This window comes from Streptomyces sp. NPDC091682, assembly GCF_044756625.1.
GTDB lineage: Bacteria > Actinomycetota > Actinomycetes > Streptomycetales > Streptomycetaceae > Streptomyces.
The window spans coordinates 496,974-523,432 of the sequence record NZ_JBIVTH010000002.1; the positions used below are offsets into that span (position 1 = coordinate 496,974).

At 69.6% G+C, this 26,459-nt stretch carries 22 protein-coding genes and 1 pseudogene; 4 read left to right on the forward strand and 19 right to left on the reverse strand.

The annotated features are described in order from the left end of the window. Position 1: 1 nt before the first annotated feature. From ACIQK6_RS06630 to ACIQK6_RS06660, 7 genes and pseudogenes are all read right to left on the reverse strand, one after another. On the reverse strand, positions 2-808 hold the full coding sequence (locus tag ACIQK6_RS06630) for an FAD/NAD(P)-binding protein (protein ID WP_326746991.1): 807 nt from the start codon (positions 806-808) through the stop codon (positions 2-4). Beyond that, entirely contained in the window at positions 805-1,215 is a 411-nt protein-coding gene (locus ACIQK6_RS06635) for a cyclic nucleotide-binding domain-containing protein (protein ID WP_329107438.1), read from the reverse strand. Before ACIQK6_RS06635 ends, ACIQK6_RS06630 begins: the two co-directional genes overlap by 4 nt. Before the next feature lie 71 nt (positions 1,216-1,286). Beyond that, positions 1,287-2,456, reverse strand: coding sequence for a 4Fe-4S dicluster domain-containing protein (locus ACIQK6_RS06640; protein ID WP_329096272.1), 1,170 nt, complete (start codon positions 2,454-2,456; stop codon positions 1,287-1,289). A 42-nt stretch (positions 2,457-2,498) separates the two neighbouring features. Then, the gene (locus ACIQK6_RS06645) at positions 2,499-3,173 is read right to left on the reverse strand and encodes a hydrogenase maturation protease (protein ID WP_402694437.1); all 675 of its coding nucleotides are present in this window, start codon (positions 3,171-3,173) and stop codon (positions 2,499-2,501) included. A gap of 105 nt (positions 3,174-3,278) precedes the next feature. Further along, positions 3,279-4,746 (reverse strand): annotated as a pseudogene (locus ACIQK6_RS06650) (SulP family inorganic anion transporter). Positions 4,747-4,862: 116 nt separating this feature from the next. Beyond that, a complete protein-coding gene (locus ACIQK6_RS06655; RefSeq protein ID WP_329096276.1) occupies positions 4,863-5,756 on the reverse strand; it encodes a potassium channel family protein in 894 nt (297 codons plus the stop codon). Between the two features lie 82 nt (positions 5,757-5,838). Continuing rightward, positions 5,839-6,342, reverse strand: coding sequence for a pyridoxamine 5'-phosphate oxidase family protein (locus ACIQK6_RS06660; RefSeq protein ID WP_329096278.1), 504 nt, complete (start codon positions 6,340-6,342; stop codon positions 5,839-5,841). 325 nt (positions 6,343-6,667) lie between these two features. Here ACIQK6_RS06660 and ACIQK6_RS06665 point away from each other — a divergent pair, with 325 nt between their 5' ends. Both ACIQK6_RS06665 and ACIQK6_RS06670 read left to right on the forward strand, forming a co-directional pair. Next, complete coding sequence (locus ACIQK6_RS06665) at positions 6,668-7,312, forward strand: CBS domain-containing protein (RefSeq protein WP_329096280.1); 645 nt, start codon at positions 6,668-6,670, stop codon at positions 7,310-7,312. A 109-nt stretch (positions 7,313-7,421) separates the two neighbouring features. After that, positions 7,422-8,126, forward strand: coding sequence for a response regulator transcription factor (locus ACIQK6_RS06670; protein ID WP_329096282.1), 705 nt, complete (start codon positions 7,422-7,424; stop codon positions 8,124-8,126). Between the two features lie 17 nt (positions 8,127-8,143). On the opposite strand, the gene ACIQK6_RS06675 is transcribed toward ACIQK6_RS06670, so the two are convergent. From ACIQK6_RS06675 to ppsA, 10 genes are all read right to left on the reverse strand, one after another. After that, positions 8,144-9,895 carry a GAF domain-containing protein gene (locus ACIQK6_RS06675; RefSeq protein ID WP_329096284.1) on the reverse strand — a complete coding sequence of 584 codons (1,752 nt, stop codon included), beginning with the start codon at positions 9,893-9,895 and terminating at the stop codon, positions 8,144-8,146. Between the two features lie 85 nt (positions 9,896-9,980). Then, positions 9,981-10,211 (reverse strand): DUF1918 domain-containing protein, encoded by a 231-nt coding sequence (locus ACIQK6_RS06680; RefSeq protein ID WP_185559125.1) that lies wholly within the window; start codon positions 10,209-10,211, stop codon positions 9,981-9,983. Positions 10,212-10,378: 167 nt separating this feature from the next. After that, a complete protein-coding gene (locus tag ACIQK6_RS06685) occupies positions 10,379-11,236 on the reverse strand; it encodes a universal stress protein (protein ID WP_326746998.1) in 858 nt (285 codons plus the stop codon). Next, positions 11,236-12,138: a universal stress protein gene (locus tag ACIQK6_RS06690; protein ID WP_402694438.1), complete on the reverse strand. Its 903-nt coding sequence runs from the start codon at positions 12,136-12,138 to the stop codon at positions 11,236-11,238. The genes ACIQK6_RS06685 and ACIQK6_RS06690 overlap by 1 nt, the downstream gene beginning before the upstream one ends. 123 nt (positions 12,139-12,261) lie before the next feature. Continuing rightward, a complete protein-coding gene (locus tag ACIQK6_RS06695) occupies positions 12,262-12,561 on the reverse strand; it encodes a DUF1876 domain-containing protein (protein WP_329096288.1) in 300 nt (99 codons plus the stop codon). Between the two features lie 18 nt (positions 12,562-12,579). After that, complete coding sequence (locus ACIQK6_RS06700) at positions 12,580-15,264, reverse strand: cation-transporting P-type ATPase (protein ID WP_329096290.1); 2,685 nt, start codon at positions 15,262-15,264, stop codon at positions 12,580-12,582. Further along, positions 15,257-15,913, reverse strand: a complete 657-nt coding sequence (locus tag ACIQK6_RS06705; RefSeq protein WP_329096291.1) for a hypothetical protein — start codon at positions 15,911-15,913, stop codon at positions 15,257-15,259. The genes ACIQK6_RS06700 and ACIQK6_RS06705 overlap by 8 nt, the downstream gene beginning before the upstream one ends. A 34-nt stretch (positions 15,914-15,947) precedes the next feature. After that, positions 15,948-16,451 (reverse strand): flavodoxin domain-containing protein, encoded by a 504-nt coding sequence (locus ACIQK6_RS06710; RefSeq protein ID WP_329096293.1) that lies wholly within the window; start codon positions 16,449-16,451, stop codon positions 15,948-15,950. Continuing rightward, positions 16,448-16,906 (reverse strand): Hsp20/alpha crystallin family protein, encoded by a 459-nt coding sequence (locus tag ACIQK6_RS06715; protein ID WP_030648591.1) that lies wholly within the window; start codon positions 16,904-16,906, stop codon positions 16,448-16,450. The genes ACIQK6_RS06710 and ACIQK6_RS06715 overlap by 4 nt, the downstream gene beginning before the upstream one ends. 56 nt (positions 16,907-16,962) lie before the next feature. Next, positions 16,963-19,404, reverse strand: coding sequence for a phosphoenolpyruvate synthase (gene ppsA / locus ACIQK6_RS06720; RefSeq protein WP_402694439.1), 2,442 nt, complete (start codon positions 19,402-19,404; stop codon positions 16,963-16,965). A gap of 314 nt (positions 19,405-19,718) precedes the next feature. Here ppsA and ACIQK6_RS06725 point away from each other — a divergent pair, with 314 nt between their 5' ends. Next, a complete protein-coding gene (locus tag ACIQK6_RS06725) occupies positions 19,719-21,065 on the forward strand; it encodes a nicotinate phosphoribosyltransferase (RefSeq protein WP_329096299.1) in 1,347 nt (448 codons plus the stop codon). Between the two features lie 376 nt (positions 21,066-21,441). On the opposite strand, the gene ACIQK6_RS06730 is transcribed toward ACIQK6_RS06725, so the two are convergent. Continuing rightward, on the reverse strand, positions 21,442-23,481 hold the full coding sequence (locus ACIQK6_RS06730) for a multicopper oxidase (protein ID WP_329096301.1): 2,040 nt from the start codon (positions 23,479-23,481) through the stop codon (positions 21,442-21,444). A gap of 426 nt (positions 23,482-23,907) precedes the next feature. Next, complete coding sequence (locus ACIQK6_RS06735) at positions 23,908-24,588, reverse strand: pyridoxamine 5'-phosphate oxidase family protein (protein ID WP_329096303.1); 681 nt, start codon at positions 24,586-24,588, stop codon at positions 23,908-23,910. Between the two features lie 424 nt (positions 24,589-25,012). Here ACIQK6_RS06735 and ACIQK6_RS06740 point away from each other — a divergent pair, with 424 nt between their 5' ends. Beyond that, the gene (locus ACIQK6_RS06740) at positions 25,013-26,440 is read left to right on the forward strand and encodes an MBL fold metallo-hydrolase (protein ID WP_329096305.1); all 1,428 of its coding nucleotides are present in this window, start codon (positions 25,013-25,015) and stop codon (positions 26,438-26,440) included. The last annotated feature ends 19 nt before the right edge of the window (positions 26,441-26,459 follow it).

Consider the following 26,459-nt stretch of genomic DNA (forward strand, 5'->3'; position numbering starts at 1 on the left):
CTCATAGTTCCCGGACGGTGAGCAGGGGCTCGGCCTGGTCGTAGCCGACGACCGGGCCGTCGCGGCAGAGAAGGAGGGGCCCGAGCTGGCAGTGTCCGCAGTGGCCGATGGCGCAGCGCATGTTGCGTTCGAGGGAGACCTGGATACGGTCGGGACGTACCCCTTGGTGGATCAGCGCCCGTGCGGTAGCGCGCATCATCACCTCGGGACCGCAGACGAAGGCGACCGTGTCCAGCGGCGTGAAGCGGGCCTCGCGGAGCAGCGTGGTGACGACTCCGACCCGGCCGGCCCAGCCGCCGGAGGGCCGGTCGACCGTGACGGCGCCGAACGGCTTCTCCCAGGCGGGGAACTCGTCTCCGTAGAGCAGATCGGCGGGGGTCCGGGCACCCGCGAGGACGTTCAGCCGCCCGAAGACGTGGGGCTCGGCCAGAACGGTGTCGACGAGGGGACGCAACGGCGCGAGCCCGATGCCGCCTGCGATGACGAGCAGGTCGCTGCCGTGGGCGGCCGCCGTGTCCCAGGCGGTACCGAAGGGGCCGCGCACGCCGACCCACCCGCCGGTCCGCAGGCCGCACAATGCGCGGGAGACGGCCCCCACGGCGCGGACCGTGTGCGTCAGCCGGTGCCCGTCTCCGAGCCGAGACACGGACACCGGGATCTCGCCGACACCGAACGCGTACAGCATCGCGAACTGGCCGGGTGCAAAGCGGTCCAGGGCATCCTTGGCAGGCTCCAGGACAAGCGTGACCGTGTCATGCGTCTCGTCACGGCGGTCCACCACGCGATAGGACAGCGGTGCGGGCGTCATGGTGCTGCTCCGCTCCCCCGCGGTCCCGGCGGTCCGTAGAGGTCGAGCAACCGGGTGCGGGTCGCCCGCAGCCGGTCGCCGATGGTCTCGGCGACGGCGGTCACCAGCGACAGGCCCAGCGCCGTGTCCTCGGCGCACAGGTCATGGACGGCGGCGGCATCGAACTCCCAGGCGCGGACGGGTTCCCGTGTCTCGGCCGCCAGATGCCACTGCCGAGGCGGGCACAGCCACGACCAGCCGAGCAGGCTGCCCGCACCAATGGTCTCGACGACGGCTCGCCCCCGACCGGGCATGTGGATGTCGAGCGCAACCGTGCCCCAGCGGATGATCCAGAAGCGGTCGGCCTTCTCCCCTTCCTCGAAGATCCGCGTGCCGCTTGGAAGGGCGACGTCCCGGGCGAGGGCCATCAGCCTCCCACCGTGCTCCGCCGTCAGAGCGGCGAGCACGCCCTCGCCAGGAGGACCATCCAGATGCCTGGTCACGGCGTGTTCTCCCGCTGCGTGGCCTCCTGGTGCAGGGCGTGGGCTTCCTCGGTCAGGTCGATCCCCGTGGGACACCACACGATGCACCGGCCGCATCCGACACAACCCGAACTGTCGAACTGGTCGTGCCAGGTACCCAGCTTGTGGGTGAGCCACTGGCGGTACCGGCTGCGCGGGGTGGACCGGACCGGACCGCCGTGGAGGAGCGAGAAGTCGAGGTCGTAGCAGGAGTCCCAGAGGCGCCAGCGCTCGGCGTGATTGCCGGTCAGGTCGGTGACGTCCTCCGTGGTGGTGCAGAAGCAGGTGGGGCAGACCATGGTGCAGTTGCCGCAGCTGAGGCACCGGGCGGTGACGTCGTCCCAGCGCTCCGCTTCCAGGTTGTCCCGCATCAGCGTGCGCAGGTCCACCGGCGGCATGGAGCGGCCCATCCGTTCGGCGGCGGCGCTCACGGCCTGGGTCGCAGCCGCTCGGGTGGAGCCATCGGGGCTCCGCCCCGGCAGTTCCGCGAGGACCGCGGCTCCTTCCTCGCTCCCGCTCCGGCACAGGAAGCGGTGGCCGCCATCGTCCACGACCTCGGTGAGAGCGAGGTCGTACCCGGCGTCGGCGGCCGGCCCGCTCCCCATCGAGACGCAGAAGCAGGTGGCACCCGGCTCGGTGCACTCGGCCGCGATCAGGAAGGCGCCCGTCCGCCGGGACAGGTAGGTGGGATCCCGGTACCTGCCTCCGCTCATCACCCGGTCCAGGATCTGAATGGCACGCAGATCGCAGGGCCGCACGCCGAGGAAGGCGTACGAAATGCTCTCCTGCTTCTCCTCACGGACGACCGGCGCACCGTCCGGGCCGCGGTCCGCGGACCACTGACGGACGCGCTCCGGGTGCAGGAACGACTTCCATGACTGGGGTCCCGCGCTGTGCGCGAAGGCCGCCCCGTCCTCGCGGCGGCGCAGCTGGTACCGCCCCGCCTCCAGTTCGACCCCCCACCCGTAGGGAAGTGCGTCTGCGGTGTCCAGCTCGTCGAGGACGATCGCGCCGTCGCGCACGGTCGGGCCGATCACCGTGCGGCCGCGCCGCTTCAGGACACGCACGAGCGCGTCCAGACCGTCGCGGTCGAGGACCGCCTCGGCCTGGTGGTCGAGGACGGCTCCGGCATCCGAAGCGTCGGTCATGGTGCACCTCTCGGTCTCCACGTGCCTAGATCCGGCAGCATGTCAGACCTCCCGGCTCCGGGGTTCGAACCCGGTCCGGCGAGTCCGCTCGTCGTGCCGGCGAACATCCGCCTCGATACGCAGGGTCAGAAGCGGCAGGGCGGCCGCGACCGCCGGCGTGAGCCCAGTGCCCAGCGAACGGTCCGCCCCCTCGACCGCATACACGATGAGCCGGCCGGGGCCGCGCCCGACGCGGTCGGCGAGGCACACGGCCTCGGCGAGCCCCAGCCCGTGGGTGCTCTGCCTGCCTGCGGCAGCGGGGTGCGGCATCTCGCCGGGAGCCACACACCACCGGTGTGTTCGCCCTGGCTGAGCCGCAGGTGGGAAGCAGGCGTCGACGACGAGGGTGAGGGCCTTGCCTTCCCAGAGGCCGATCAGTCGGCCGGGGTCTCCGTCGCACTGTGCGAGGTCAGTGCCGGACGGGAGAGGTCGCTGTGCTTTCCATGCGCGCAACAAGGCGATGGCGGCCCACCCCAGCCCGTCATCGCGCCGGAACTCGTTTCCGATCCCGATGACCGCAGTACCGGCGAGAGGCTTCACAGGTACCCACTTCCTTGTCCGGGCGTCTCCAGGAACAGCCTGCCCTGCTAGCGGGATGAGGTCCTGTGCCACGGGGCAAACGGCGTATGGTGCGGTACCGAGTGCGGGGCGGCGCGCCAAGGCTCTGAGGCCGACCATCGGACTGACAGCCGTGGAAGGGGACCGTTCGGCACTGGCCCTCCGATCAACAGGGCACCGGAAACCCCGTCGGCACGGCCCACTGGGCCACACGCGAGGCCGGCCTCAGGAACGCGTCCCCTCCTCGCCACTCCACTGCCGATAGGCCGCCACGACCGTCGGAAGCGTGGGGTAGAGACGGCCGACTCCGATGGATGCGGTGAGGCCGTACGCGTCGAGGTCGTCGCGCAGGTCCTCCTTGACCCGGGCCAGCGCGAAAACGATTCCCCGGCATTCGAGCTCGCGGCGAAGGCCGTCGACAGCATCGAGGGCGGTGATGTCCACCTCTACGTTGGCCTCGGTGTTCAGCACGAACCACTGGACAGGCTCGCGCTGTACGTCGACGGCGGCCAAGGCGCGACGGCGGAAGTCTTCTGCGTTCGCGAAGAAGAGCGGCGAATCGTAACGGTAGATCAGCAGGCCGGGGATGGTTCGCGCCTGGGGATAGTCGTCAACGTCATGCATTCCGGCTACGCCGGGAACGAGACCCTCGATCGCGTCGTGCGGGCGGGCGACCCGTACCAACAGCTCGGCGACGGACAGAGCCACCGCCACCAGCACTCCGGCCAGGATGCCGAAAGTGAGGACACCGAGGGTGCAGCCGAGGGCCAGGAGTAGCTCGCGTCGCCGGAACGCGGCAAGGCGGCGGAAATCGCTCAGCTCCACCAGACGTACGGCGGCGTACACGACAATGGCGCCGAGGATCGCGCTCGGGGTGTGGGCCAGGAGTGGACCGAGGAAGAGCAGGACGGTCAGCACACAGGCGGCGGAGACGAGGGAGTACACCTGGCTGCGCGCGCTCGCCGAGTCGGCGAGGGCCGTGCGACTGGCGCTACTGCTGACGGGGAACCCCTGGACCATCCCGGCCCCGAGGTTGGCGGTTCCCAGCGCCAGCAGTTCCCGGTTCGCGCGCAAGGGGGTGGGGTCGTCATGGGAGGCGAAGGCCCGGGCCGTGAGGATGACGTCGGTGTATCCGACGAGCAGGACGCCGAGGGCGGGAAGCAGGAGCTGAGGAACGTCGGTGAGAGCGGGAAGGACGGGGGCGGGCAGGCCCGCGGGTACCGCGCCGATCACGGAGATGCCGTACTCGTCCTCGAGTCCGAAGGCAGCAACGGCCGCCGTCGCCAGCACGAGAACGAGCAGCGGGCCCGGCGGCAGTCGCGATACGTGCGGCAACGCGAACAGCAGAGCCAGCCCGACCGCACCGAGGATCACCGTTGGCCAGTGCACCTGGGATGCCTGCCGGAAGAACGAGAGCAGCTGCGGGAAGAACTCCGAGCCCGTAGTGGAGACGCCGGTCAGGCGGGGCACCTGGTCCACGATCATAATCAGGGCAACGCCTGCCAGATAGCCGACCAGCACGGGCCGGGACAGCAGATCCGCGAGGAAGCCCAGCCGCAACGCCCGCGTACGCCATGACCTGGGGCACGAGGTACGCGGCGACAGTGACACCTGCGAGCGCATCCCCTCGCAGCCAGCCACGCCGGTAGCCGGTAAGAAAGGGCGGCTTCCAGACGAACTCCCGTGGCGGCACGACCCCTCCTCCGTCGACAACGACAGGCTTGCGCACGAACGACGCCTTCCAGGCAACGCGGTGTCGACGCCGCGGCGTCGGATGGGCGGACGGGCGAGGTCGTCCACGCCGGAAACTCACGGCAGGGCGCGATCACCCGTGCCCGCCTGCCGTCCGTGGTCGCGCGCGAACGCATCGAGAGCCTGCCTGGGCGGGCCCTGGGTGTGCAGGAAGCGCTCGTCCAAGATGCCCGCGAGGTCTTCCAGGGCGGAACGCAACACCGTGGCGGCGAGCCGGACATCCCGGTGCCCGGCCTCCGAAGCCTCATCGGCGATGTCGAGGGCGTAGCCGATCTGGAGGGCCAGGGAGGTCCGTTCGTCGCCGTCGTGGAAGTAGTAGGACTCCGCGTACTGGAGGAAGTCGACCGCTGCCACGGACAGTGCTGTGGCCAGGCCGTCCAGCATGGCCGCCCCGGCCGGGGAGTCGATCTGTTCCTTCGAGGGGTGGGTACGGGAGAGGTGGGAGAGCCGCAACGCAAGAGCCCTGCGGCGGGCCAGAGCCGGATAGATGCCGAGGATCCAGGAGACCGTCGCGGTCAGCAAGGCGAACCCGACCAGCGCCTCCAGGGGTGCGAGGAGGCGCAGCCAGCCCTCGGCAGGTGCGACGTCGCCGAGACCGAGCGTGGAGAGCGTGACCAGCGAGACGTACGTCGCGTCCAGCAGGCCTGCATGGTCGTCGGGCTGCAACCCGCCCGCGTACACGAACGCGTCGGGCATGTGAGGCCAGTAGATCAGTGCCCACCCCGCCGCCACGGTGAGGGCCCACAGGGCGACGACAGACACCATGGCAAGCGGACCCGCCAGGCCGGCTGCCGTACGACGGGTGCCCAGGGCGAAGGACAGCCGCCACAGTGTGGTCATGACCAGCCGGCTCAGCCCGCCGTGACGCGTCGGGTGCCACAGCGTGTGGAACACGTCCCGGAGGATCAGCAGTACCAGGGCGGCGCCCGTGGCCGTCACCAGCCAATCCATCCGGAACCCCTTTTCCGCTGCGTTTCGCCCAGGTTCGCGCACCTCCGTGGTCGCTGATCGCAGCCCACGCCGTCCCCCGGTGTCAGAAGCGGGGCCGGACCTCGCCGGCGGCCGGAATCGGCCGAGGTTCCGGCCACAGGCGGAACCCGGTGACGAGTTCGGACCGGATCCGCAGGATGCGGGGCATCGCCTCGTTCCTCCACGGATCGAGCAGCGCCGCGAGCCGTTCGGCTTCGTCGCGGTTCACGACGAGCTCGGCGTAGCCGACCACCACGACGCTCCAGCCGAGATGCGTGTCGGGGTCGATGGCGTCGGCTTCGTAGGCGAGGACGATGCCGGGCTCGCCCGGCATCGCCACCAGCGACGCGTGTGAAGCGCCTTCGTCGAGCTGCACGAGCACGTCCTCCCCGTGGACGATGTGGCTCATCGGCCGGATGACTGGCAGCGCTTGGTGGGTGAAGACGATGCGGCCGAGCGAGACGGTACCCAGGAGCCGCAACGCTTCGGAGCGGTCCAGCTGCTCCGTGGACCGCGCGGGGTCCGGGGCAGGGCGGTGGTCCGGTCTCCTGGCGGTTTCGTGATCCATCACGCGTCCCTCCGCTCCGGCCCTGTCTTGTCGGCCTCGGCTTCACTCAGCGTCTTTTCCGTCTCGCACGCCGTGCCAGGGCCGAATGGTCCCCTGTCCTGCGGAATCGGGGGCCGGTCGGCCCATCCCCGGCACCTGCAGTGCCGCTCAGACTTGAATCGGAATCGGCCGGAGGCCGCCATGAGGACCACTCCCCCTACGGGGGTGGCCGAGCGGACAGGTTCTGGATCGTCCGAACGGGCATCGTCGCCCTGGGCACGGCAGTGCTAGCTATCCCTGGCGGCCGGTGTCGGCCACCTGAACCGCCAGCAGTGAGGAGTCCGTCATGCCCGCGTCCCGGTACACCGTCAGCGACGTCATGACCCATACGGCTGTGGCCATCGGCCGCGAGGCTTCCTACAAGGAGATCGTCGAGCTGATGGACCAGTGGAAAGTCAGTGCTGTTCCCGTCCTGGAGGGCGAGGGGCGCGTCGTCGGAGTGGTCTCCGAGGCGGACCTGCTGCCGAAGGAGGAGTTCCGGCGGGACGACCCCGTGCTTCCTGATCAGCTGGAAGAGGCTTCCAAGGCAGGGGGTGTGCTGGCCGAGGAACTGATGTCGAGCCCAGCCGTGACGGTGCACCCCGACGCCACACTCGCCGAGGCTGCCCGGATCATGGCGCGAAAGCACGTGAAACGCCTCCCCGTGGTGAACGGTGTGGGGATGCTGGAGGGAGTCGTCAGCCGGAGCGACCTGCTCAAGGTGTTTCTGCGACCGGACGAGGAGATCGGCGAGGAGATCCGCGACTCGGTTCTCACCGGGCTCGCTCCTCCCGTACATCTGCAGGCGTCGGTGAAGGAGGGCGTCGTCACCTTGCGCGGATCGCTCCGTGATCGCGCACTGGTGCCGCTGATGGCCCGTGCGGTCCGTGCCGTGGAAGGCGTGGTGGACGTGCGGATGGAACTGGAAGGGCAGCCCACCAGAGCCTCCTGAGGCCTCTTACCGCCCCGGAACCCGGGGGCGCCGCCCAGGTGCGTCCGCCTGATCCCCTGAGACAATTCGCATGAAACATACACAGAGCGGATCGACCACAGGGGCGTACATGTCCGACGTACCGGCAGCCTCCTACGAGGGCACCGTCCGGGTCTTCCTCTTGGACGACCACGAGGTCGTACGCCGCGGCCTGTACGACCTGCTGGACGCGGAGCCGGACATCGAGGTCGTCGGTGAGGCGTCCACCGCCGCGCAGGCGCTGACCCGCGGACCGGCGCTGCGCCCGGACGTCGCCGTACTCGACGTCCGACTGCCCGACGGCGACGGGATCACCGTGTGCCGCGAGCTGCGCTCGCGCATGCCGGAACTCGCCTGCTTGATGCTGACCTCGTTCGATGACGAGGACGCGCTGCTCGACGCGATCATGGCTGGTGCGGCCGGCTACGTCCTCAAGCAGATCAAGGGGTCCGACCTCGTCTCGGCCGTACGGACGGTGGCGACCGGGCAGTCGATGCTGGACCCGGCGACGACCGCCCGCCTCATGCACTCCCTGCGGGACCCGGAGGCCGTCAAGGCCCCGGATGACGATCGGCTGGCCGCTCTCTCCGAGCGGGAGCGTTCCGTACTCGAACTGATCGGCGAGGGCCTCACCAACGCGCAGATCGCCAAGCGGCTGTACCTGTCCGAGAAGACGGTCAAGAACCACATCTCAAGGCTGCTGGGCAAGCTGGGGGTGGAGCGTCGGGTGCAGGCCGCTGTCATCGCCACGCAGGTCCATGAACACGAGCCGGAGCACGGCAAGGGCCGGAGCTGAGTGACTACGGGGCGTGCTCACCTGGAGGGTGGGCAGTGGCCTCCACCGCCCAGTGGGACCCGCCATTCCAGCTTTGTGCCCTGCCCGGTCGGCCCGTGCGCCGAAACGGAGAGTTCACCACCCAGGCGTTCGGCCCGTTCACTGAGATTGCGCAGCCCGCTGCGACGACCTCCCTCCGCCATTCCCACTCCGTCGTCGGTGACCAGTACGGTCAGTACGCCCTCGACGGCTGCGATGGACACTTCCGCCCGGCTTGCCCTCGCATGCCGGGCGACGTTGGTGAGCGCCTCCCCGACCACGGCGAGTGCCTCGTCCGCGGTCTCGGCGGGTACGTCGGTGTCGATCAGGCCCTCCATCCGCAGGGCCGGGGCGAACCCGAGTACCTGGGCAGCCTCCTCGACGGCCTGAACGGCACGGAGCCGCAGCTTCGGCGGCACCCCGGATACTTCGTGTTCACGAAGCCCGAAGATCGTCGACCGAATGATCTTGATGGTGGCATCCAGGTCGTCGATCGCCCGGGCAAGTCGTTCCGAAGCCTCGGGATGCTCGACGAAGGGTTGCGCGCTCTGCAGGGTCATACCTGTGGCGAAGAGGCGCTGGATGGCGAGATCGTGCAGGTCACGGGCAATGCGGTCGTGATCCTCCAGCATGCTCATCTGCTCGGTGTCCCGGCGCCGGTCTGCGAGCTCCAGCGCCACGGCGGCCTGGCCGGCGAAGCCGGGCAGGGCTGCGATCTCGGCGCGGGCGAACGCCGGGCGGCCGCGCCTGCGGGCCAGGATGAGGACGCCGCTCAGCTTCTCCTTGGTGCCGAACGTGACGGCGACGGCGGGGCCGAAACCCTTCCACCGTTCCGGCTGCACGGTGATCCGGTCGTCGGCCCCGACGTCGGCCACGGTGATCAGTCCGTCCTCCTCGCCGAGGGCAGCGGCGGCCAGGGTGCCTTCACTGCTGGGCAACACGATGCCGCGATGTGCCTCGGCGCCCTCCCCCAGGGCTAGCGAGCCGCGCAGCTCCCCGCTCTGGCCCACAAGGTAGAACACACCGATGTCGGCGCCCGTGATGTCGCGAGCTCGCTCCAACATCCCCTCCAGCACCTCCGTCTCGGCCGAGCCGGAGAGCAGAGCACGGGTGAAGTCGGAGCTGGCGGCCAGCCAGCGCTCCCGGAGGCGTACCTCTTCGAAGAGGCGGGCGTTCTCGACGGCAATGCCGGCCGCCACCGCCAGCGTGGACAGGACCGCCTCGTCCTCCTCGTCGAAGTCGATACCACCCCGCTTCTCGGTCATGTAGAGGTTGCCGAACACGTCCTCGCGAACCCGGATGGGGACGCCGAGGAAGGAGTGCATCGGGGGGTGGTGGGGAGGGAAGCCGTAGGAGGCGGGGTGACCGGACAATTCCGAGAGCCGGAGCGGCTCGGGGTGCCGGATGAGCTGGCCGAGGATGCCGTGGCCGGAGGGCAGGTCGCCGATCTCGGCCCGGAGGTCGTCGCTGATGCCGACAGGAAGGAACTGGGCGAGCTTCTGGTCGTCACCGATGACGCCCAGCGCTCCGTACTCCGCGTCCACCAGGACGACAGCGGCTTCGACGATGCCACTCAGGACCTGTGGCAGATCGAGCTCCCGACCGACGGACATCACAGCCTCGAGGAGCCCGTTCAGCCGGTCCCGGGTGCCGCGCACCTCGTCGATACGAACCTGGAGCTCCTCGAGCAGTTCGTCCAGCCGGAGCCGCGGAAGCCCAGGACGCACGGGACCCAGCTCGTCCCCGCCCATGCGTACCTCCAGCGGCGCCCCGGGGAAGTTCGGCCTGCCTCTTCACCGTATCCCTGCCCCCACCTTCCCGCTCAGGCTGAAGGCATCATCCGGAGTCGTCCGCGCCGAGATGCCGAATGTGTGCGTCCGGTCCCGGGAAGAAGAGGGTGGTCCTGCCGGTGTCCGACCAGCGGACGTCGTAGGGCGGGGTGCCGTCGTCGTGGTGCAGTCCGACGACTTCGCCGTCGCGACCCGCTTTGCCCACCGTCGGCCCGCCCACCACTATCTCGTCACCGACGCGAGCGTGGGGTCCGTGCTCGGACGTGCGCGTCTCCATGATCATCATCTCCTTCGGAATGCGTGCCGTGCGAGTCGGGCCGCCGCGAAGCCACTGGTGAGGGCGGCTGATGCTCGGCCAGTCGGCGTTCCGCTTCGAGGTCGGTGAGCCCGCCGGGCGCGCGTACCGGTACCTCTGCGGTGGCCGGGGTCATGGCCATGGCGGTCCTATTCGGCCGGAACCGTGATCACCGGACAGAAGGCCCGGTGCAGCAGTCCGTGGACAACGGAGCCCAGGCGCATGCCGGAGTAGCCTCCTCGTCCGCGACGGCCCACCACCACGGCCAGGGCGTGCTCGGCGGCTTCCGCGAGCTCTTCCACCGGGTGCCCGATCGGGACCTCGTGGGAGAGCACCACGTCCGGGTACTTCTGCGACCAGCCGGCCGTGGCCTCGGACAGCATCCGCCTCTGAGCCTGCAATGCGACCTCCTCGTCGTGGAGCAGGAAGACCGGCGGCTGCCACACTGCGATGGCGCGCAGTGCTGCGCCGCGCAGGTCGGCTTCCTCGAAAGCAAGCGCCAGCGCAGCCTTCGAGGACTCACTGCCGTCGATGCCGACGACCAGGTAGGGCGTCTCCTGGGTGGTGTGCTCGGGGTTTCCCACCACGACGACGGGGCAATGCGCCTGGGCCACGACCGGGACCACCGTGGAACCGGCGCTGAAGAGTTCCGCGGTCCGGCTCAGGTGACGGGATCCGAGCACGAGCATGCGGGCCTGGTGAGACAGGCGTCCGATGGCGGGAACGGGGAATCCTTCGATCAGATCAGTGGCTGCGTCAAGCCCCAGGTGTCGGTCCCGCGCCCAGTCGTAACCTGCCGCAAGAGCTTCAGAGCCCGCCTGGCGCAGAGCCGTCCTGCGGGGTGTGTCATCAACCTGCCGCGTACGCTGCGGCGGAGGCACAGCCACGACGAGTCGGAGCCCGATCCCACGACGGTGGGCCTCGTCCGACGCCCAGGCAAGGGGCAAGTGCCAGTCCCTGGCCGGGTCGATGCCTACGACGATCTCGCGGCGTTCGGCGGTGGCCATCACGATCCACTCCCGTGCTCGTCCGGGTGGCGCGGGATGAGCAGCACAGGGCAGTGCGAGTGGTGTACGAGGCTGTGGGTGTGCCGCCCGAGGGTGGGTCCCAGGTATGCGGACGCCCTGCGACCGCCCATGACCAGCAGGTCGGCGTGCCGGGAAGCCTCTACGAGAACACCGGCGACGGACGCGCTCTTCTCGGCATCCGCCCGCACGGTGAGGTCCGGGAATTCCCGGCGGATTCGCTCCGTCAGCGCGGTCAGGTGCCGGACGTACTCGTCGGCGATCTCCTTGATGTCGTCCATCATGGTCATCACGTCGCCAACGGACTGGAGCACGTTCCACACCTGGAGCAGCCGCAGCTCGGCCTTGCGCAGCTCGGCCTCGCGCGCCGCGTAACGCACACAGTCCAGATCTCGCTCGTCACGGACCCCGGCGAGTACCGTCCCGCTCTCGGCGCCGCTTTCGGTTCCCCTGACGATGATGACGGGCGTCTTCGCACCGGCCGCCACCTTCAGGCCCACGGATCCGAGCAAGAGGGAGTTGAATCCGCCCAACCCCCGGTTGCCGACCACTATGGTGCCGCGACGACCAGCGGCCCGGTGCAGGCTGGCCACGGGGTCGCCACGACCGAATTCCGTGGTGGCGACCAGGCCGGGGTGCTGCTTCTTGACCGCAGCAGCGATTTCGTCGAGCAGTTCGCGGCCGGCAAGACGGACGCGCTCAATGGTCTCGACAGATGCGTAGAGTGCCCGGCCGTCCGTGTCGGCGCCGTACACGATGTGCAGCGGACGCCCTCGGCGTTCGGCCTCTCCCGCTGCCCAGAGCGCGGCCTGACGGGCGGGCTCGGAGCCGTCGACGCCGACGACGACGGAGCCGAGTTCGGAACCGCTGACGGTGTGCTCCATGATTCCTCCTCGCCCAGGGCCAGTGAGGGTCTGACCTCACAGTGACACCGCAGGCCCCTGTGGGAAGAGGGCCGCTCAGGACCTTCATGGGGGCCAAAGGTCCCGGTCGGGCCTCCTTCGTGGTCACGCTGTGGTGTCCAGCCACCCGCTGTACGGCTTGAGGGACTCCTGCAGGGACGGAGCTCCGGCAGCCTGCATGTCGCCGTAGGCGGCTCGCTTCATCTGGAGGGCGAGATCCTCCATGGCACGAGCGACCGCGAGTTCGTCGCCGATCTCCGGGACGTCGTCGTCCTGGGGCGCGCAGCGGGCGGTGCCGTGGCCCGTGAGCCGGTTCGTACCCGTGTCGAGTTCCAGGCGTGCCTTCGTCGTGTGGTCCTCCTCGAAGAGGTAGAGACGGACCTTCCATTCGGCTGTGTGTGACATGGGAGCCTCCGGACGGGTTCAGGCGTTCGTGCTTCGGCGAGTGCGTCGGGCCCAGCGCCGGAATTCATCGGTGCCCCACACGAGGACCGGGAAGGTGGCGATGAGCGCGACGACGTCAAGGGAGAGGGCTGCGGTGCCGAACAGGTCTTGCAACGGCGGCGCGTAGACGAGCGCCGCGGCGAAGACCAGCTCGAAGGCGATGCCCGCGAGGAGCAGGTGGTTGCTGAACAGGCCGATCTCGCGCAGAGCAGCGTGGTCGGTGCGTGCGGCCATCGCCGTGCCGACCTGACAGGTGACGATGCCGGCGAAAGTGGCGGTGGTCGCGGTGACGTACGCGTGGTGGAGGGGGGTGCCGGGGCCGGTGGGGTCGCCGGGGTGCCAGCCCGCCCGCCAGAGCACGTAGAAGAACGCGGTCATGACCAGGGCGGCGGACACCGTGCCGAGCCATCCCCAGCTCCGGATGAGCATGTCGCGGGAGATGACCCCCTGCGAGCTCGGTCGCGGCGGACGGCTCATGACGCCCGGCTCGGCCCGTTCCCGGCCGAGGGCGAGGGCGGGGAGGGTCTCGGTGCCGAGGTCGATGGCGAGGATCTGCAGGACGGTCAGCGGCAGGGGGACGGTGCCGGCCGAGAGTGCGAACACCAGGAAGGGCACGACCTCGGGGGTGGCGTGGGCGAAGATGTAGACGATGAACTTGCGGACGTTGTCGTATACGCGGCGCCCGGATTCGATGGCGGCGACGATGGTGGCGAAGTTGTCGTCGGTCAGCACCATCGTGGACGCTTCGCGTGCCACGTCGGTGCCGGACCGGCCCATCGCGACCCCGATGTGCGCACGGTGAAGTGCCGGGGCGTCGTTGACACCGTCGCCGGTCATGGCCACGATCTGCCCGTGTGCGCGCAGCGTGTCGGCCACGTGCAGCTTGGTCTCCGGAGAAGAGCGGGCGAAAACGACCTCGGCATCGCCTTGTGCCAGGAGCTGGTCGAGCTCCTGGTCACCCACCGTCTCGGACTGGGCCACCACCGTGAGGCGCGGTACTCCGATCCCGACCTCCCGCGCGACGGCGGCCGCGGTGGCGCCGTTGTCACCCGTGACGATATGGACCCGGACGCCCGCGTCGTGACAGCGGCGGACGGCCTCCGCGACCTCGGGCCGCGGAGGGTCGTACAGGCCGACGAGCCCCAGAAGGCGCAGACCGCTCTCCGCATCGTGGCGCCGCGCCGGCGTCGCAGCCCCCTTCGGCAGGTCGCGCACGGCGACGGCCAGGACACGCATGCCGTCGTGGGCGAGCCGGTCCGCGGCGGCGAGCGCGGCAGTGGAGTCCCCGCCGTCAAGGGCGCCCACCACCGACTCTGGCGCGCCTTTGACGATGACGCGGGCGCCGTCCGGTTCCGCCTGCTGCACGACGGACATCAGGCGCAAGCGGGGGTCGAAACGGAAGAGGACCTGGCGGTCGGCGTCCCTCCTGTCGAGGTCGATGGGGGCGCCGTGGGCACCGGCTCCTTCGACCAGGGCGATCTCGGTCGGGTCCCCGTGCAGGTGGCCCTGGGCATCCCGCGTGACCGTGGTACACAGGGCCCCTGCACGGGCGAGTTCACCTGCCCAGGGGCCTTTGCTCGTACCGTGTTCAGGTGTCCACACAGTCTGGAGCCGCATGCGGTTCCGGGTGAGGGTGCCGGTCTTGTCGGTGCAGATCACGTTAGTGGACCCGAGAGTTTCGACGGCGCTCAGCCGCTTGACCACAGCCCCCTGGCGGGCGAGGGCCCGTACCCCGACGGCGAGGGCGAGGGTGATGATCGGCAGCAGGCCCTCGGGCACGTTGGCGACCAGCAGGCCGATGGCGAAGATCAGCGAGTCGGTCAGCGGGAGTCCTACGGCCACGCCTGCCACGAGGAACACCGCACCCATGGCGACCGCGACGGCGGCGATCAGCCAGGCGACCTTCTTTACCTGCCGCTCCAAGGGGCTGGGGTCGCGCTGGGTGCGCTGGCTGAGTGCGGCGATCCGTCCGAGTTCGGTGTGGTCGCCCGTGGCGAACACGATCGCCTGGGCCTGGCCCTCGGTGCAGGCAGTACCGCTGAAGACGAGGTTCGGCTCCTGGAGCAGCGGAGCCCCTGCGAGACCGGGGCCGGCGACGCGTTCGGCGGGGGCGGACTCCCCTGTCAGCATCGACAGGTCGACCTCGATACCGCCGTCTGTGAGGCGTCCATCGGCGGGGACCTTGGCGCCCTCTTCGAGGACGATGAGGTCGCCCGGCACGAGCTCGCGCGACTCGACGGCCGACGGTTGGCCGTCGCGGATCACCCATGCGTACTCGGGCAGATACCGGGCCAGGGTCTCCACTGCCTGCTCCGCCTGGCGCTCCTGCAGGAGCGCGAAGGCGGCGTTGACGATGACCACGGCGACGATGGCCCAGCCGAGGACCGCTATGTCCGCCACGAAGGCCAGTGCGGCAGCCGCCCAGAGCAGCATGGCCAGCGGGTGGACGAGCTGGCGGACGATCTCCCGGCCCAGGGAGGTACGGGCCTTGCGGCGGACCTCGTTGGGGCCGTAGACGGCGAGGCGGCGGGCCGCCTCGCGCGCGGAGAGTCCACTCGGCCCGGTGCCGAGTTCGCGCCTCAGGAGCGGCAACGGTTCGAGGGGGTCAGGGCTCAGGGGCAGCCCGTTGGCCGGAAAGGGGGGCCGGGTGGCTGCCTCAGTCATCGCCAGGTCCCTTTTCGCGTCGCAGCCTGCCGGACCAGCGCGGCTCCACGGCCTCCCACTCGTGCTCCCACTGGGCCAGGCTGCGGGTCTCGACGTGGAGCAGACGAAGGCGGACCACTGCCCCTGTGGCGAGGGCGAGCAGGCTGAAGGATCCGATTCCCGCGACTGCGGCCGTGAGGACGCGTTGGGCTTCGGCCGACGGCGCCTGCGCCTCCCTGCCCGCGTCATCGACCCAGATCGTGACCGTCCGGCCTGCCGGAGTGCCGAACGGGACGGAGATCGTGGCGGAGTGCTGGTGAGCAGCCGGGTACTCCCAAACGGCCGGAGCAACCGTCCGGGAGGTGCCGCCGGAGCGGTTGGAGACCGCGCGCTCCACGGCGCCGACCGTCGTCGCCTCGATCCGGTGCCGGTGGCGGGCCGCTTCCTGGGCACTGCGGCTTTCGGCGTCCCAGACGGCCGTCGTGACGACGGCGCCGCAGGACAGGGCGATCAGGAAGGAGAGCACGAAGGCGATGTTCCAGCGGCGCCGGGTCCGGTCGGCCGGACGACGCAGCTCGTTCGGACGTCCGCCGAACAGCCGACGCACGCGGTCGGCCGTCGCCGGGCGCGATCGGGTGGGCCCGTCTCCGGGCGTGCCGGGCTCGGACATCGTGCACCTCCGCGCTCTGGTACTGCCCGGCCGCTCAGCGGGGAGCGGCGAGTTCGGCGCTGATGTGGTGGGCCCACGTCCGGATCCGCTCGGGATTGCGGAAGTCTCCTCCCTTGCCCGCGCGGACCATGGCCCGGGCGATGAAGCCGGGCGTACTGGCGGTGATGCTGCCGCCGAAGGTGATGTGCTCGCGTGCGCCGAGGCGCTCCATCTCCCGGGCCACCGCAGGCACCGGCGCGATGTCGTGCTGCTCGGCGGAACTGTCCACGGGGCCGCTGCTGAACAGGTAGACCGGGCGGTGCTGGAGGTAGTGCTCGTTGCGTTCGGCGCAGCGCTTGGCCTTGCCGCTCCAGTGCCCGGCGTACAGGGCGCCGCCGAGCACCACTGCGTCGTACCCGCGTACGTCGTCCACGTCGTCGGCGGGGACCACGACGGCGTCGAGGCCGTCCTCACGCAGGGTCCTGCCGATCTCGGACGCGATTCCGGCGGTCGCACCGTGCTTGGTGCCGTAGGCGACCAGGACGCGCTTGGACGTCATGACGAGTCTCCCTTGCCGTCCGCCGTGGTGCGCTTGACGGGGATGCTGCGCCTGGACTCCTCGGGCGAGGCCGGCATGGGCACGCGCACGGTGAGAATGCCGTCCTCGTACGCTGCCTCGACTTCGTCGGAGGGGATCGGCCCGGGCAGGCGCACAACTCTCTGGAAGGAGCCGTAGCGGAACTCCGAGTGATCCTTCTCCTCCTTGCTCTCGGTGTGCTCGGCGCTGACGGTGAGGGTGTCCCCCTCAACCGTGATCTGGATGTCCTTGTCCGGGTCCATCCCGGGAAGTTCGGCGCGCAGCGTGTACTGCCCCTCCTTGTTGGTCACCTCGATCGGGATCGGGAAGGTGTCGAACGACGACCGCCACAGCGGGAACCGTGGGAATTCGGTGCCGAACCAGTCCCTGAAATCGGGGAACGGGCTGCGCCTGCGCTCCAGGTGCGTTCCTGACATGGTGTGCTCCGTTCCGGCGCCCGATCAGCGCCTTCATGCGTTGCCTTCCTCCACTTTCACGAGACGGACGGCTGCTCCGCTTGAGACCATCGGGTCCCTGATGGGGCCGTTCGGCCCTCCCCGTACCGGACCGATTCGGCGGCGGCCACGTGGTGCTTGACCGCGGCGAAGCTGTCCGGGGCGACGGAGATGGAGTCGATCCCTGCCTTGACCAGGAACTCCGTGAAGGCGGGGTCGTCGCTCGGGCGCTGGCCACAGAGGCCGACGGGGCGGCCCGCTGCCTGGGCACGAGGGACGAGGATCTCGATGCTCCGGGTGACCGCCGGGTTGGTCTCGTCGAAGACGTGGGCGAGGGCTTCGGAGTCGCGGTCGACACCCAGGGTGAGCTGGGTGAGGTCGTTGCTGCCGATGGAGAAACCGTCGAAGCGTTCGGCGAAGTCCTGGGCCAGGATGACGTTGGCGGGGATCTCCGCCATGACGTAGACCTTCAGCCCGTTCTCCCCACGGCGGAGGCCTTCCTCAGCCATGACACCAAGCACCCGGTCGGCCTCTTCGAGGCTGCGACAGAAGGGGATCATGACGACGACGTTGGCCAGGCCCATCTCGTCGCGGACCCGGCGCAGGGCTCGGCACTCGAGGGCGAAGCCCTCCCGGTATCCGTCGCTGTAGTAGCGGCTCGCACCCCGCCAGCCGATCATCGGGTTGGCCTCGACCGGCTCGAACGGCCGACCTCCGACAAGCCGCGCGTACTCGTTGGTCTTGAAGTCGCTGGTCCGTACGATGACGGGGGCGGGCCACCGGGAGGCGGCGATCCGGGCGATGCCGTACGCCAGGCGATCGGTGAAGTAGCGGGTGCGGTCGAGGTATCCCTCGGTGAGCTGGTCGACGGCGCAGCGGTCGGCGGGGTCCAGGCGTTCGGGGTGCAGCAGGGCCATGGGGTGGACCTTGACCTGGTGCGCCACTATGAACTCCAGCCGGGCCAGGCCGACACCATCGGCCGGCAGGCGCCACCACCGGAAGGCGGCGGAGGGGTCGGCGAGGTTGAGCATGACGTGCGTCCGGGTGGCGGCGATGTCCGCGAGGTCGGTCTCGGTCTCCTCATAGGTGAGCAGCCCTTCGTAGACCTTGCCACGTCCGCCTTCGGCACAGGAGACGGTCACCTTCTGTCCGTCGTACAGGGCCTGAGTCGCACGGCTGGTGCCGACGACGGCGGGGACGCCGAGTTCGCGGCTGACGATCGCAGCGTGGGACGTGCGGCCGCCGTGGTCGGTGACGATGGCGGAGGCCCGCTTCATGATCGGTTCCCAGTCCGGGTCGGTGATGCCGGTGACGAGCACCCCGCCGGACGGGAAGCGGTCGAGGTCGACGGGCGAGTCCAGGACGACGACGGGCCCGCTGCCGATGGCCTCGCCGACAGCGATGCCGTCCACGAGAGGCGTACCTGGCACGGCCGTCAGGCGGCAGCGGCGCAGGGTGGAGGCGGCGCGGCGGGACTGAACGGTCTCGGGCCGGGCCTGCACGATCCACAGGTCGCCGGTGAGGCCGTCTTTGGCCCATTCCAGGTCCATGGGGCAGCCGTAGTGCCCTTCGACGGTCAGCGCCCAGTCGGCGAGGAGCCTCACTTCGGTGTCGTTCAGGACCCTCTGCAAGCGCTCCTCGTCGGTGGTATCAACGGTCCGCGTCAGTCCATGTTCCGCATAGACCGCCTTCCGCCGCTTCGCTCCGACACGTACGTCGATCAGCGGGTCCAGATCCGGGTCCTTCAGGCTCGGCTTGAAGACGGTGTACTCGTCGGGGTCGACCTGCCCGCTGACGACCGTCTCGCCCAGTCCGCACGCCGCGCTGATGACGATGACCTCGGGGAATCCGCTCTCCGGGTCGAGGGTGAAGATCACCCCGGCACCGGCCAGGTCCGACCGGACCATGATTTGAACACCGACCGAGAGAGCGACCTGGAGGTGGTCGAAGCCCATCCGCTCCCGGTAGTCGATGGCTCGATCGGTGTAGAGGGACGCATAGCAGCGATGCACCGACTCCAGCAATTGGGCGGTCCCGCGCACGTTCAGGTAGGTCTCCTGCTGGCCTGCGAAGCTCGCCTCCGGCAGGTCCTCGGCGGTGGCGCTGCTGCGTACGGCAACCTCGGGGTCCGCGCGGCCTTCGTCGCGCCCCAGCTGCTCGTACGCCGAGACGATCTCGGCCCGCAGCCCTGGGGGCAGCGGCTCGGCGAGGGTCATCGACCGTATCGCGGCCCCGACCTCATCGAGCGCGGCGCCCTCGTGCAGGCGCGCGATCTGTTCCTCGATCCGCCCCCGGAGTCCGTGTCCGTCCAGCAGCTCTCCGTACGCGGCGGCCGTCGTTGCGAACCCCGGAGGGACGCGCACGCCGGCATCGGCCAGGTGGGCGGTCATCTCACCCAGTGAGGCGTTCTTACCCCCGACACTGCCGACTTCCTGCCGGCCGAGTTCCGCGAACGGTATGACGCGCCGCGTGCTTGCCATGACGACCTCCGGGCTCAATACGGGAGCGGGCGGCCGGACGGAGTGCGCAGGTCCGGCGGCGCGGGCTTGTGGGGCTGCTTCTGGCGGGACTGGATCCTGATGCGCTGCATCGTGGCCACCTCTGGGAAACGGAGCCCGTATCGGCATCCGGATTCCACGATCACACCGGGAGGTGGCTGCACCCCAGTGCCGAGAGGTGCAGCGGCAAGGGGCCGACCGGGCCTCACCGGGGAGGGGCCGACCGGCCCATGGCAGGCCGAGCAGGGAACCGAAGGGCTCATGCCCGACAGGCGCAGAGCGTGCAGGCTGGGGGTATGTCCGAGACCACGACCACCGACCTCTACGAGGTGACGATGGCGATGTCCTACCTGCGAGAGGGCATGCTCGCGTCGGCCACCTTCAGCCTGTTCGTCCGGGATCTGCCGCCCGGCCGGGGATTCCTCGTCTCCGCCGGGCTGGAGCCGTCCCTGGACTACCTGTCCCACTTCCGGGTGAGCGCGGATGACGTCCGCGATTTCGCCGTCGCGCTCCACAGACCGCCCGAGGAAGTGTCCGGCCTGCTCGGCCTGCGCTTTGACGGGGAAGTCCGCGCGATTCCGGAGGGCCACCTCGTTTTCGCCGGGGAGCCCCTGCTGGAGGTCACCGCCCCGCTCCCCCAGGCCCAGCTCGTCGAGACGTATCTGCTCAGCCAGATCTGCCACCAGACCGCCGTCGCCTCGAAGGCGGCCCGTTGCGTGATCGCCGCGGAGGGCCGGCCCCTGGTGGACTTCTCTCTGCGCCGCGACCACGGCCCCCAGGCCGGGCTGCAGGCCGCCCGGCTCTCCGCCATGGTCGGTTTCACCGCGACCAGCAATGTTGCCGCCGCCACCCGATACGGCATCCCCGCCGCCGGAACCATGGCTCACTCCTACATCGAGTGCTTCCCTAGCGAGGAGGAGGCCTTCCGGGCCTTCGCCCGCACCCATCCGGGCCCGCTGACGTTCCTCGTCGACACCTATGACACCGCACGCGGCGTCGCAATCGCCGGCCGTGTTCTCGCCGAGCTCCGGCGAGGGCCGGGCTGCGCGATCCGGCTCGACAGCGGCGATCTGGGTGAGCTCGCCAAACGTTCACGCCAGCTGCTCGACGCGGCAGGGCTGACCGACGTACGCATCATCGCCAGCGGCGGTCTGGACGAATACTCCGTCGCCGAACTCGTGCGCACTCGGGCACCGATCGACGTCTTCGCGGTCGGAACCCGGGTGGGCGTCGCCGCCGATGCTCCCTACTTGGACGCGGCGTACAAGTTGGTCCAGTACGACGGACGCCCGGTAATGAAGCTGTCCTCCGCGAAGGTCACCGCTCCGGCTCCCAAACAGGTGTTCCGCGGCCCCGGCTGCGCGGATGTGATCGGTCTGTCCGACGAGCAACCGCCTGACGGTACGGTGCCCCTGCTCCGTACGGTGATGCGGGACGGCCGCCGGACCGGCCCGCCCGACACCCTCGCCGCGGCCAGAGCCCGCTTCGAGGCTGATCTCGTGGATCTGCCGGAGGCAGCACGCCTCATCCATCGCCCCGAGAGCCCTGTGCCAACAGGTTCCCCGCAGTTGAAGGCCCTGACCTCGGTGGTGAGGGACCGTCTCAAAGCGGCATCCGCCGCCCCCGCTGACAGGAGCGGATGAGCGGGATCCGCTGATCAGCCGACTTCCATGCGGAACCACCGCTGCCGACCGGGGCCACGGACGCGGCCCGTCCACCGGGCAGGTACAGCGGAAGGGGAGGGGCTATTCGGGAGAAGAGGTGCGCGCGTGGCGAGCCGACCGTTGCCGAGCGTGCACAGAGCTTCCCACGCCTATCGTGCGGGTTCGATTCCCGTCTTCCGCTCCAAGACAGAGCCCCAGGTCAGCAACCTGGGGCTGTTGTCCAAACCCCTCAGGGCCCGCTGCCATTCTCGTGCCCCAAGTGCCGTAACGGGGCTTCAGTCCATCCGGGGGAAGAAGGAGGTGCCGGACGCGGACCGGCCGAGGCGGCCGGTCCGCAGTCGCTGGCGCCGGCCTGTCAGTGGCCCTCCTTGCGCCTGCCTCCGATTTGGAGCGGCCGCATCATCTCGTTGTCCTCGTGCTCGACGATGTGGCAGTGCCAGACGAAGCGACCGGGGTGATCGAACCGCGCCTTCACCCGGGTGATTTCTCCCGGATAGGCGATCACGGTGTCCTTGAAACCGAGCTCCCAGCTCTCCGGCGGAATGGGTGCCCCGTTGAACGGCTGCCGGTTCACCACCTCGAACGCCACCTCGTGGATGTGGATCGGGTGGGCGTCCACAGTGAAGTTGTGCAGTTCCCATGTTTCGGTCGCGTTCAGCCTCGGGTTCTCCGTGACCGGGTCGTCCCAGGCGAGCGAGACCGGATTGCCGGCGGAGTCGACCGTCCCGAGCAGGTTCTGGACGGGCGTTCCCGGTGGCACCAAGGGGTTGCTGGAGTTCGCCTCGTTGAGGGACAGCCGACGGGTGACGCTCGCCGAGCCAAGTGGCCTGATCCTGGGCAGCCTGAGCCGATCCGGCGGGACGCTGGTGTCCTTGCTCGCCAGAGGGCCGACCACGAACTTCATCACCTGCCCAGTGGTGGCCGGATCCGCCACAGGGAAGGCCACGCCCGGTTCGCCCCGGCCGAAGGGTTCGTCCGCGCCCTCGTTGATGAGGTACAGCTCGGTGCCTTCCGCAATCCCGGTGAAGTCGACGATGACGTCGGCCCGCTCCGCATTGGCCAGCAGCAGCCGCTCCAGCCGCACTGGTGCGGGCAGGAACCCGCCTTCGTTGCCGATCTGCCAGAACGGTACGGCCGACCGGGCCGGTCTGACGGTCGGACCGTCCGCGATCTTCAGGATGAGGAACCGGGCATTGCATCCATTGAGGAAGCGCAGCCTGTAGCGACGCGGTTCGACTTCGAGCTTCGGCCATGTCCGGCCGTTGACCACCATGGTGTTGGCGAAGAATTCGGGGTTCCAGATGGGGGACACATCGGTCGTGGGAATGTACGGACCCGCGAACCCGTCGAAGAATTCCCGGGTCGTGGGGTAGAACAGCGAGCCGTCCGAATTGAACGAGCGGTCCTGGATGGCCAGGGGGATCTCGTGGTATCGGGTACCCGGCCGATCTCCGGAGGCGGGCGCCGGGCCGGGCAGGGCCCCCTTGGGCAGGTCGCACTCACCGCCGCGGAGCAGATAGAAGCCGGCGGGTCCGGCGTAGACGTTGAGCCGGGTCAGACCCAGGGTGTGGTCGTGGAACCAGAGGGTCGATGCCCGCTGGTCGTTGGCGTACTGGAAGGTCGCGGTACCCGGATCCCACTTCAGGCGGTGCGCATCGGCGAACTTGTCCCGGAACTCGTTGTAGAACGAGCCCACGGTGGCGAATCCCGGAGGAATGTTGTTCGCGCGTGGCAGGTACCACGCTTCCGTGTAGCCGTCGCTCTCCTCGGTGGAATGCCCACCGTGCAGGTGCGTGACGATCGGTACGGGGCCGGTGTACGGACCCGGCGTCGATGTGAAGGTCGGCCGCGAATCCCGCCCGGCATTTCCGCCCGGCGGGTTCGCCCAGTGCAGGGTGGGGTCGACCGCCAGCAAGTGCGGGAGGAAACGGCCCTGGCTGTCGACGAGATCGTTCACCCAGGTGACCCGGACAGGCCTGTCTACGCTGGCCTCGATGGTGAACGACGGGTAGTTGAACGTGCTGTTGTCCCCGAGCGAGCCGTATCCCCACAGGGTGGTGGACGGCAGAGTGGGAGGCAATACCTGCTGGCTGAATTGCCGGACGCCGATGACATACGTATCGATGCCGTGCCGCTCCGGGTGCCGGGCCTTCGGCATCACCGGCGGGATCACCAGGTTGGTGACGTATTTCGGGATGGTCGTGGGGTCCAGGGTGGAGACTGGGAATTTCCCGACAGACCTGGCCCCCGGAACCACCGCGGTCTCGTTCGGGAGTGCCACCGCCTCATTAGGGGCCGGAAGGACCAGGGCCGCTCCACCAACGGCCCCGGCTACGAGCAGGCCTCTTCGCGCGATCATCTCTCTCGCCTTCTGCAGCCCGAGGGCATCGATCACTTCCTCACTCAATGTTAAGTGGAGTGCACGGTAAGTAATCGAAGGACGCCCGGCGTGGCGACGGGCTGTCGGGGCAGGCAGCGAGCGAGCCGCAACCGGCACAGTCATGGCCAATATCCGTTGCCGGCAAATAGCCTGCGCTCAGCCTCGGTTTTCTCGTGGTCCGTCGGCCTCCTGGAACCCCAAGGATGCGGCCGGGCGGCGTCGTTGTGTGCGGGCCGGACCTCGTCGAACGTCTCGACCGCTCCGTCCCTGAGCGCTTCCGTGAACGCGTGCTCTTTTCGGGCGGCGACCGTCCATGCAGTGCCGCACGCCGGCGGATCCGCGGCGTTAATCTGTCGAAATCGGACTTCCACTCAACAGCATGCAGCGCGGCGGAATCGAGGAGGACCCCGTCGGTGTCCAGAACGACGGCTCGAAGCGGACTCACTGCCTGATCACCCGGCGCCCAGTGATCCGGATCGCGGTGACCTTCATCCAATGGGTCCTCGGGCCGCCGGCCCAGGGCAGGGAGTACGCGACTGCGTCAAGCCGACCGAGCTCCTCCGCGTCAGTGACGCCTCCCGCCTCGCCTACGACCATAACGCTCCAGCCCAGGCGCGTGGCGTCGTCGATGTGGTCGACCTCGAAGGCCACCTCGGTGCCGGCGGCCCGTGCAAGCACCGCGTCACCCGAGGTCCGGAATGCGATGTCGCGGCCCGCCACCACGTAGTTGACCGGGAATATCGCCGGACCCTCCGGGGTGAAGACGGCGACCCTGCCCACGCCGTGCGTGGACAGCAGCCGTCGGCACTCGGCTTCGGACAACTCGACCAGCTTGGCATCCAGCACGGCCGTTCCTCTGCCTGGCGGGTATTCCGTCGTCGCGCCGGAGAGTTCCGCGGCGGTCGTCCCGAGCGCGTCGGCGAGTCGCAGAAGGGAGCCGATCGCCGGCGCTGCCGCGTGTTCCTCCAGGTAGGTGATGTACGCGCCGTCAGCGCCGCAGCGCTCACCCAGTTCGTCCCGGGTGAGGCCGAGTTCCTCACGGTGCATGGCGATCCGCCGCCCGAGGTCAGTACGTCCGGCCGGCGCCTCTGTGGCGCCCGGCCCGTGCTGGGTTCTCCTCATTGTCTTCACGTCCTCTCGGTGTCAGGGCTGCGTGGCCGGAACCGTGGCAACGTGTGCCGGGGCTGTGGAGACCGGCGGTCACGATGGGGGCCAGGCCGATACGTCCCATGCCGAGGATCCTGACCGAATTCACCTCGGGCACGTCGCCTTCGGCGATGCGCTCGTCGAGGCCGCGGACGGTGACGGCGTCGGCACGGACGATCGCGCTGGCTGCGTCTGTCCGGGCCTTGGAAGGCGAGTGTCTTCACGACGCTCCCCTCTTCCCTTGCATACGTTAAGGAGGTTGCACCGCCAGGCTGGACCGGGCTCGACCGCCCGCGCATGGGCCGGTCGGTCCCCTGCGTGGGCCTGTCGGCCCCCTGTCGGCCCTTACACACGGTGCAATGGTGAGAACCGGATCCTCTTACCGAAGGGAGGGCGGGTCATGTCCGAGACAGCCCCGCGCCCCGCTACCGCCTCGCCCAGACCTGCACTCCTCCGGTTGCTCGGTGCAGTACGCACGGTCACCGGCAGCAAGTTCCTCGTCGAGAGCGACCACGCCCGCATCCTGGTCGACTGCGGGCTCTTCCAGGGTTTCGCGGACCTGCGCCGTCGCAACTGGGACAAGCCCGGCTTCGACGCCTCCGACCTCCGCGCCGTGGTCGTGACCCATGCTCACCTGGACCACTGTGGCTATCTGCCGCGCCTGGTCCGGCACGGCTTCCGTGGTCCGATCCTCTGCACCCCCGGAACGGCCCGCCTCGCCGAGATCGTGCTCCGCGACAGTGCCCGCCTCCAGATGGAGGCCGCCGAGCACGCCAACAGTCACGGCTGGTCCAAGCACCGCCCCGCCAAGCCGCTCTACGACGACTCGGACGTCGAGAACACGTTGAAGTTCTTCGACCCGGTCGAGGTCGGCAGCGAGATCGAGATCATGGCCGGAACGAAGCTGAAGCTGCACCACGGCGGACACATCCTCGGCTCAGCCTGGGCCCACCTCACGCTGGAGGACGGCCACACCCTGGCCGTCAGTGGCGATCTTGGTCGTCCCGGGCACCCCCTGCTGCTGCCCCCGGAGCCCTTCACCGGCGCCGACGTGCTGCTGATGGAGTCCACCTACGGCGACCGCCGCCACGACCACGAGACGGCACGGCGCGAGTTCGCTGCCGTGATCACCCGAACGCTGTCGCGAGGAGGAACCGTCGTCATCCCGGCATTCGCGATCGACCGGACCGAGGTCGTCCTGCACGAACTGGCCGAGCTGCGCGGTGACGGCACGCTACCCCGCCACGTGCCCGTCTACGTGGACAGCCCCATGGCCCTGGCCGCCTTGGACGTGTACCGCGACGCCCTGCGGTCCCGCGCTCCCGAACTGCGGCCCGAGATCCTGGCCCAGGGCGAGGCGGTGTTCAGCCCAGAGCCCTTCCTGGCCGCCCGTACCGTCCAGGAGTCCATCGACATCAACAGCACCACAGGCCCCGCGGTCATCGTCTCCTCCGCCGGCATGGCCACCGGCGGCCGGGTCCTGCACCACCTGCACCGGCTGCTGCCCGACCCCCGCAACGCTGTCGTGATCGTCGGCTTCGCCGCCGCCGGCACCCGCGCCCGCGACCTCGTCGACGGCGCCCGCACCCTCAAGATGTTCGGCGAGTACGTCCCCGTACGCGCCGAGGTGGCCGACGTACCCCACTTCTCCGCCCACGCCGACGCCGACCAGATCATCGACTGGCTGCGCGCCGCACCGCCCCCACACACCACCTACCTCGTCCATGGCGAGGAGACCGCCGCCGAGACCCTCCGAGACCGCATCGACCTCGAGCTGGGATGGACGGCCGTCGTACCCAAATCCGGCGAGGCCGTCCTGGTCCGTTGACCCGGGCCGTATGGGCCCT

What these genes read in the sequence shown, in the direction of transcription:
- ACIQK6_RS06630 (WP_326746991.1), bottom strand. Translation starts at nt 808, where the DNA reads ATGACGCCCGCACCGCTGTCCTATCGCGTGGTGGACCGCCGTGACGAG.
- ACIQK6_RS06635 (WP_329107438.1), bottom strand. Translation starts at nt 1,215, where the DNA reads ATGGCCCTCGCCCGGGACGTCGCCCTTCCAAGCGGCACGCGGATCTTC.
- ACIQK6_RS06640 (WP_329096272.1), bottom strand. Translation starts at nt 2,456, where the DNA reads ATGACCGACGCTTCGGATGCCGGAGCCGTCCTCGACCACCAGGCCGAG.
- ACIQK6_RS06645 (WP_402694437.1), bottom strand. Translation starts at nt 3,173, where the DNA reads ATGGTCGGCCTCAGAGCCTTGGCGCGCCGCCCCGCACTCGGTACCGCA.
- ACIQK6_RS06655 (WP_329096276.1), bottom strand. Translation starts at nt 5,756, where the DNA reads ATGGATTGGCTGGTGACGGCCACGGGCGCCGCCCTGGTACTGCTGATC.
- ACIQK6_RS06660 (WP_329096278.1), bottom strand. Translation starts at nt 6,342, where the DNA reads ATGGATCACGAAACCGCCAGGAGACCGGACCACCGCCCTGCCCCGGAC.
- ACIQK6_RS06665 (WP_329096280.1), top strand. Translation starts at nt 6,668, where the DNA reads ATGCCCGCGTCCCGGTACACCGTCAGCGACGTCATGACCCATACGGCT.
- ACIQK6_RS06670 (WP_329096282.1), top strand. Translation starts at nt 7,422, where the DNA reads ATGTCCGACGTACCGGCAGCCTCCTACGAGGGCACCGTCCGGGTCTTC.
- ACIQK6_RS06675 (WP_329096284.1), bottom strand. Translation starts at nt 9,895, where the DNA reads ATGGGCGGGGACGAGCTGGGTCCCGTGCGTCCTGGGCTTCCGCGGCTC.
- ACIQK6_RS06680 (WP_185559125.1), bottom strand. Translation starts at nt 10,211, where the DNA reads ATGGAGACGCGCACGTCCGAGCACGGACCCCACGCTCGCGTCGGTGAC.
- ACIQK6_RS06685 (WP_326746998.1), bottom strand. Translation starts at nt 11,236, where the DNA reads ATGGCCACCGCCGAACGCCGCGAGATCGTCGTAGGCATCGACCCGGCC.
- ACIQK6_RS06690 (WP_402694438.1), bottom strand. Translation starts at nt 12,138, where the DNA reads ATGGAGCACACCGTCAGCGGTTCCGAACTCGGCTCCGTCGTCGTCGGC.
- ACIQK6_RS06695 (WP_329096288.1), bottom strand. Translation starts at nt 12,561, where the DNA reads ATGTCACACACAGCCGAATGGAAGGTCCGTCTCTACCTCTTCGAGGAG.
- ACIQK6_RS06700 (WP_329096290.1), bottom strand. Translation starts at nt 15,264, where the DNA reads ATGACTGAGGCAGCCACCCGGCCCCCCTTTCCGGCCAACGGGCTGCCC.
- ACIQK6_RS06705 (WP_329096291.1), bottom strand. Translation starts at nt 15,913, where the DNA reads ATGTCCGAGCCCGGCACGCCCGGAGACGGGCCCACCCGATCGCGCCCG.
- ACIQK6_RS06710 (WP_329096293.1), bottom strand. Translation starts at nt 16,451, where the DNA reads ATGACGTCCAAGCGCGTCCTGGTCGCCTACGGCACCAAGCACGGTGCG.
- ACIQK6_RS06715 (WP_030648591.1), bottom strand. Translation starts at nt 16,906, where the DNA reads ATGTCAGGAACGCACCTGGAGCGCAGGCGCAGCCCGTTCCCCGATTTC.
- ppsA (WP_402694439.1), bottom strand. Translation starts at nt 19,404, where the DNA reads ATGGCAAGCACGCGGCGCGTCATACCGTTCGCGGAACTCGGCCGGCAG.
- ACIQK6_RS06725 (WP_329096299.1), top strand. Translation starts at nt 19,719, where the DNA reads ATGTCCGAGACCACGACCACCGACCTCTACGAGGTGACGATGGCGATG.
- ACIQK6_RS06735 (WP_329096303.1), bottom strand. Translation starts at nt 24,588, where the DNA reads ATGAGGAGAACCCAGCACGGGCCGGGCGCCACAGAGGCGCCGGCCGGA.
- ACIQK6_RS06740 (WP_329096305.1), top strand. Translation starts at nt 25,013, where the DNA reads ATGTCCGAGACAGCCCCGCGCCCCGCTACCGCCTCGCCCAGACCTGCA.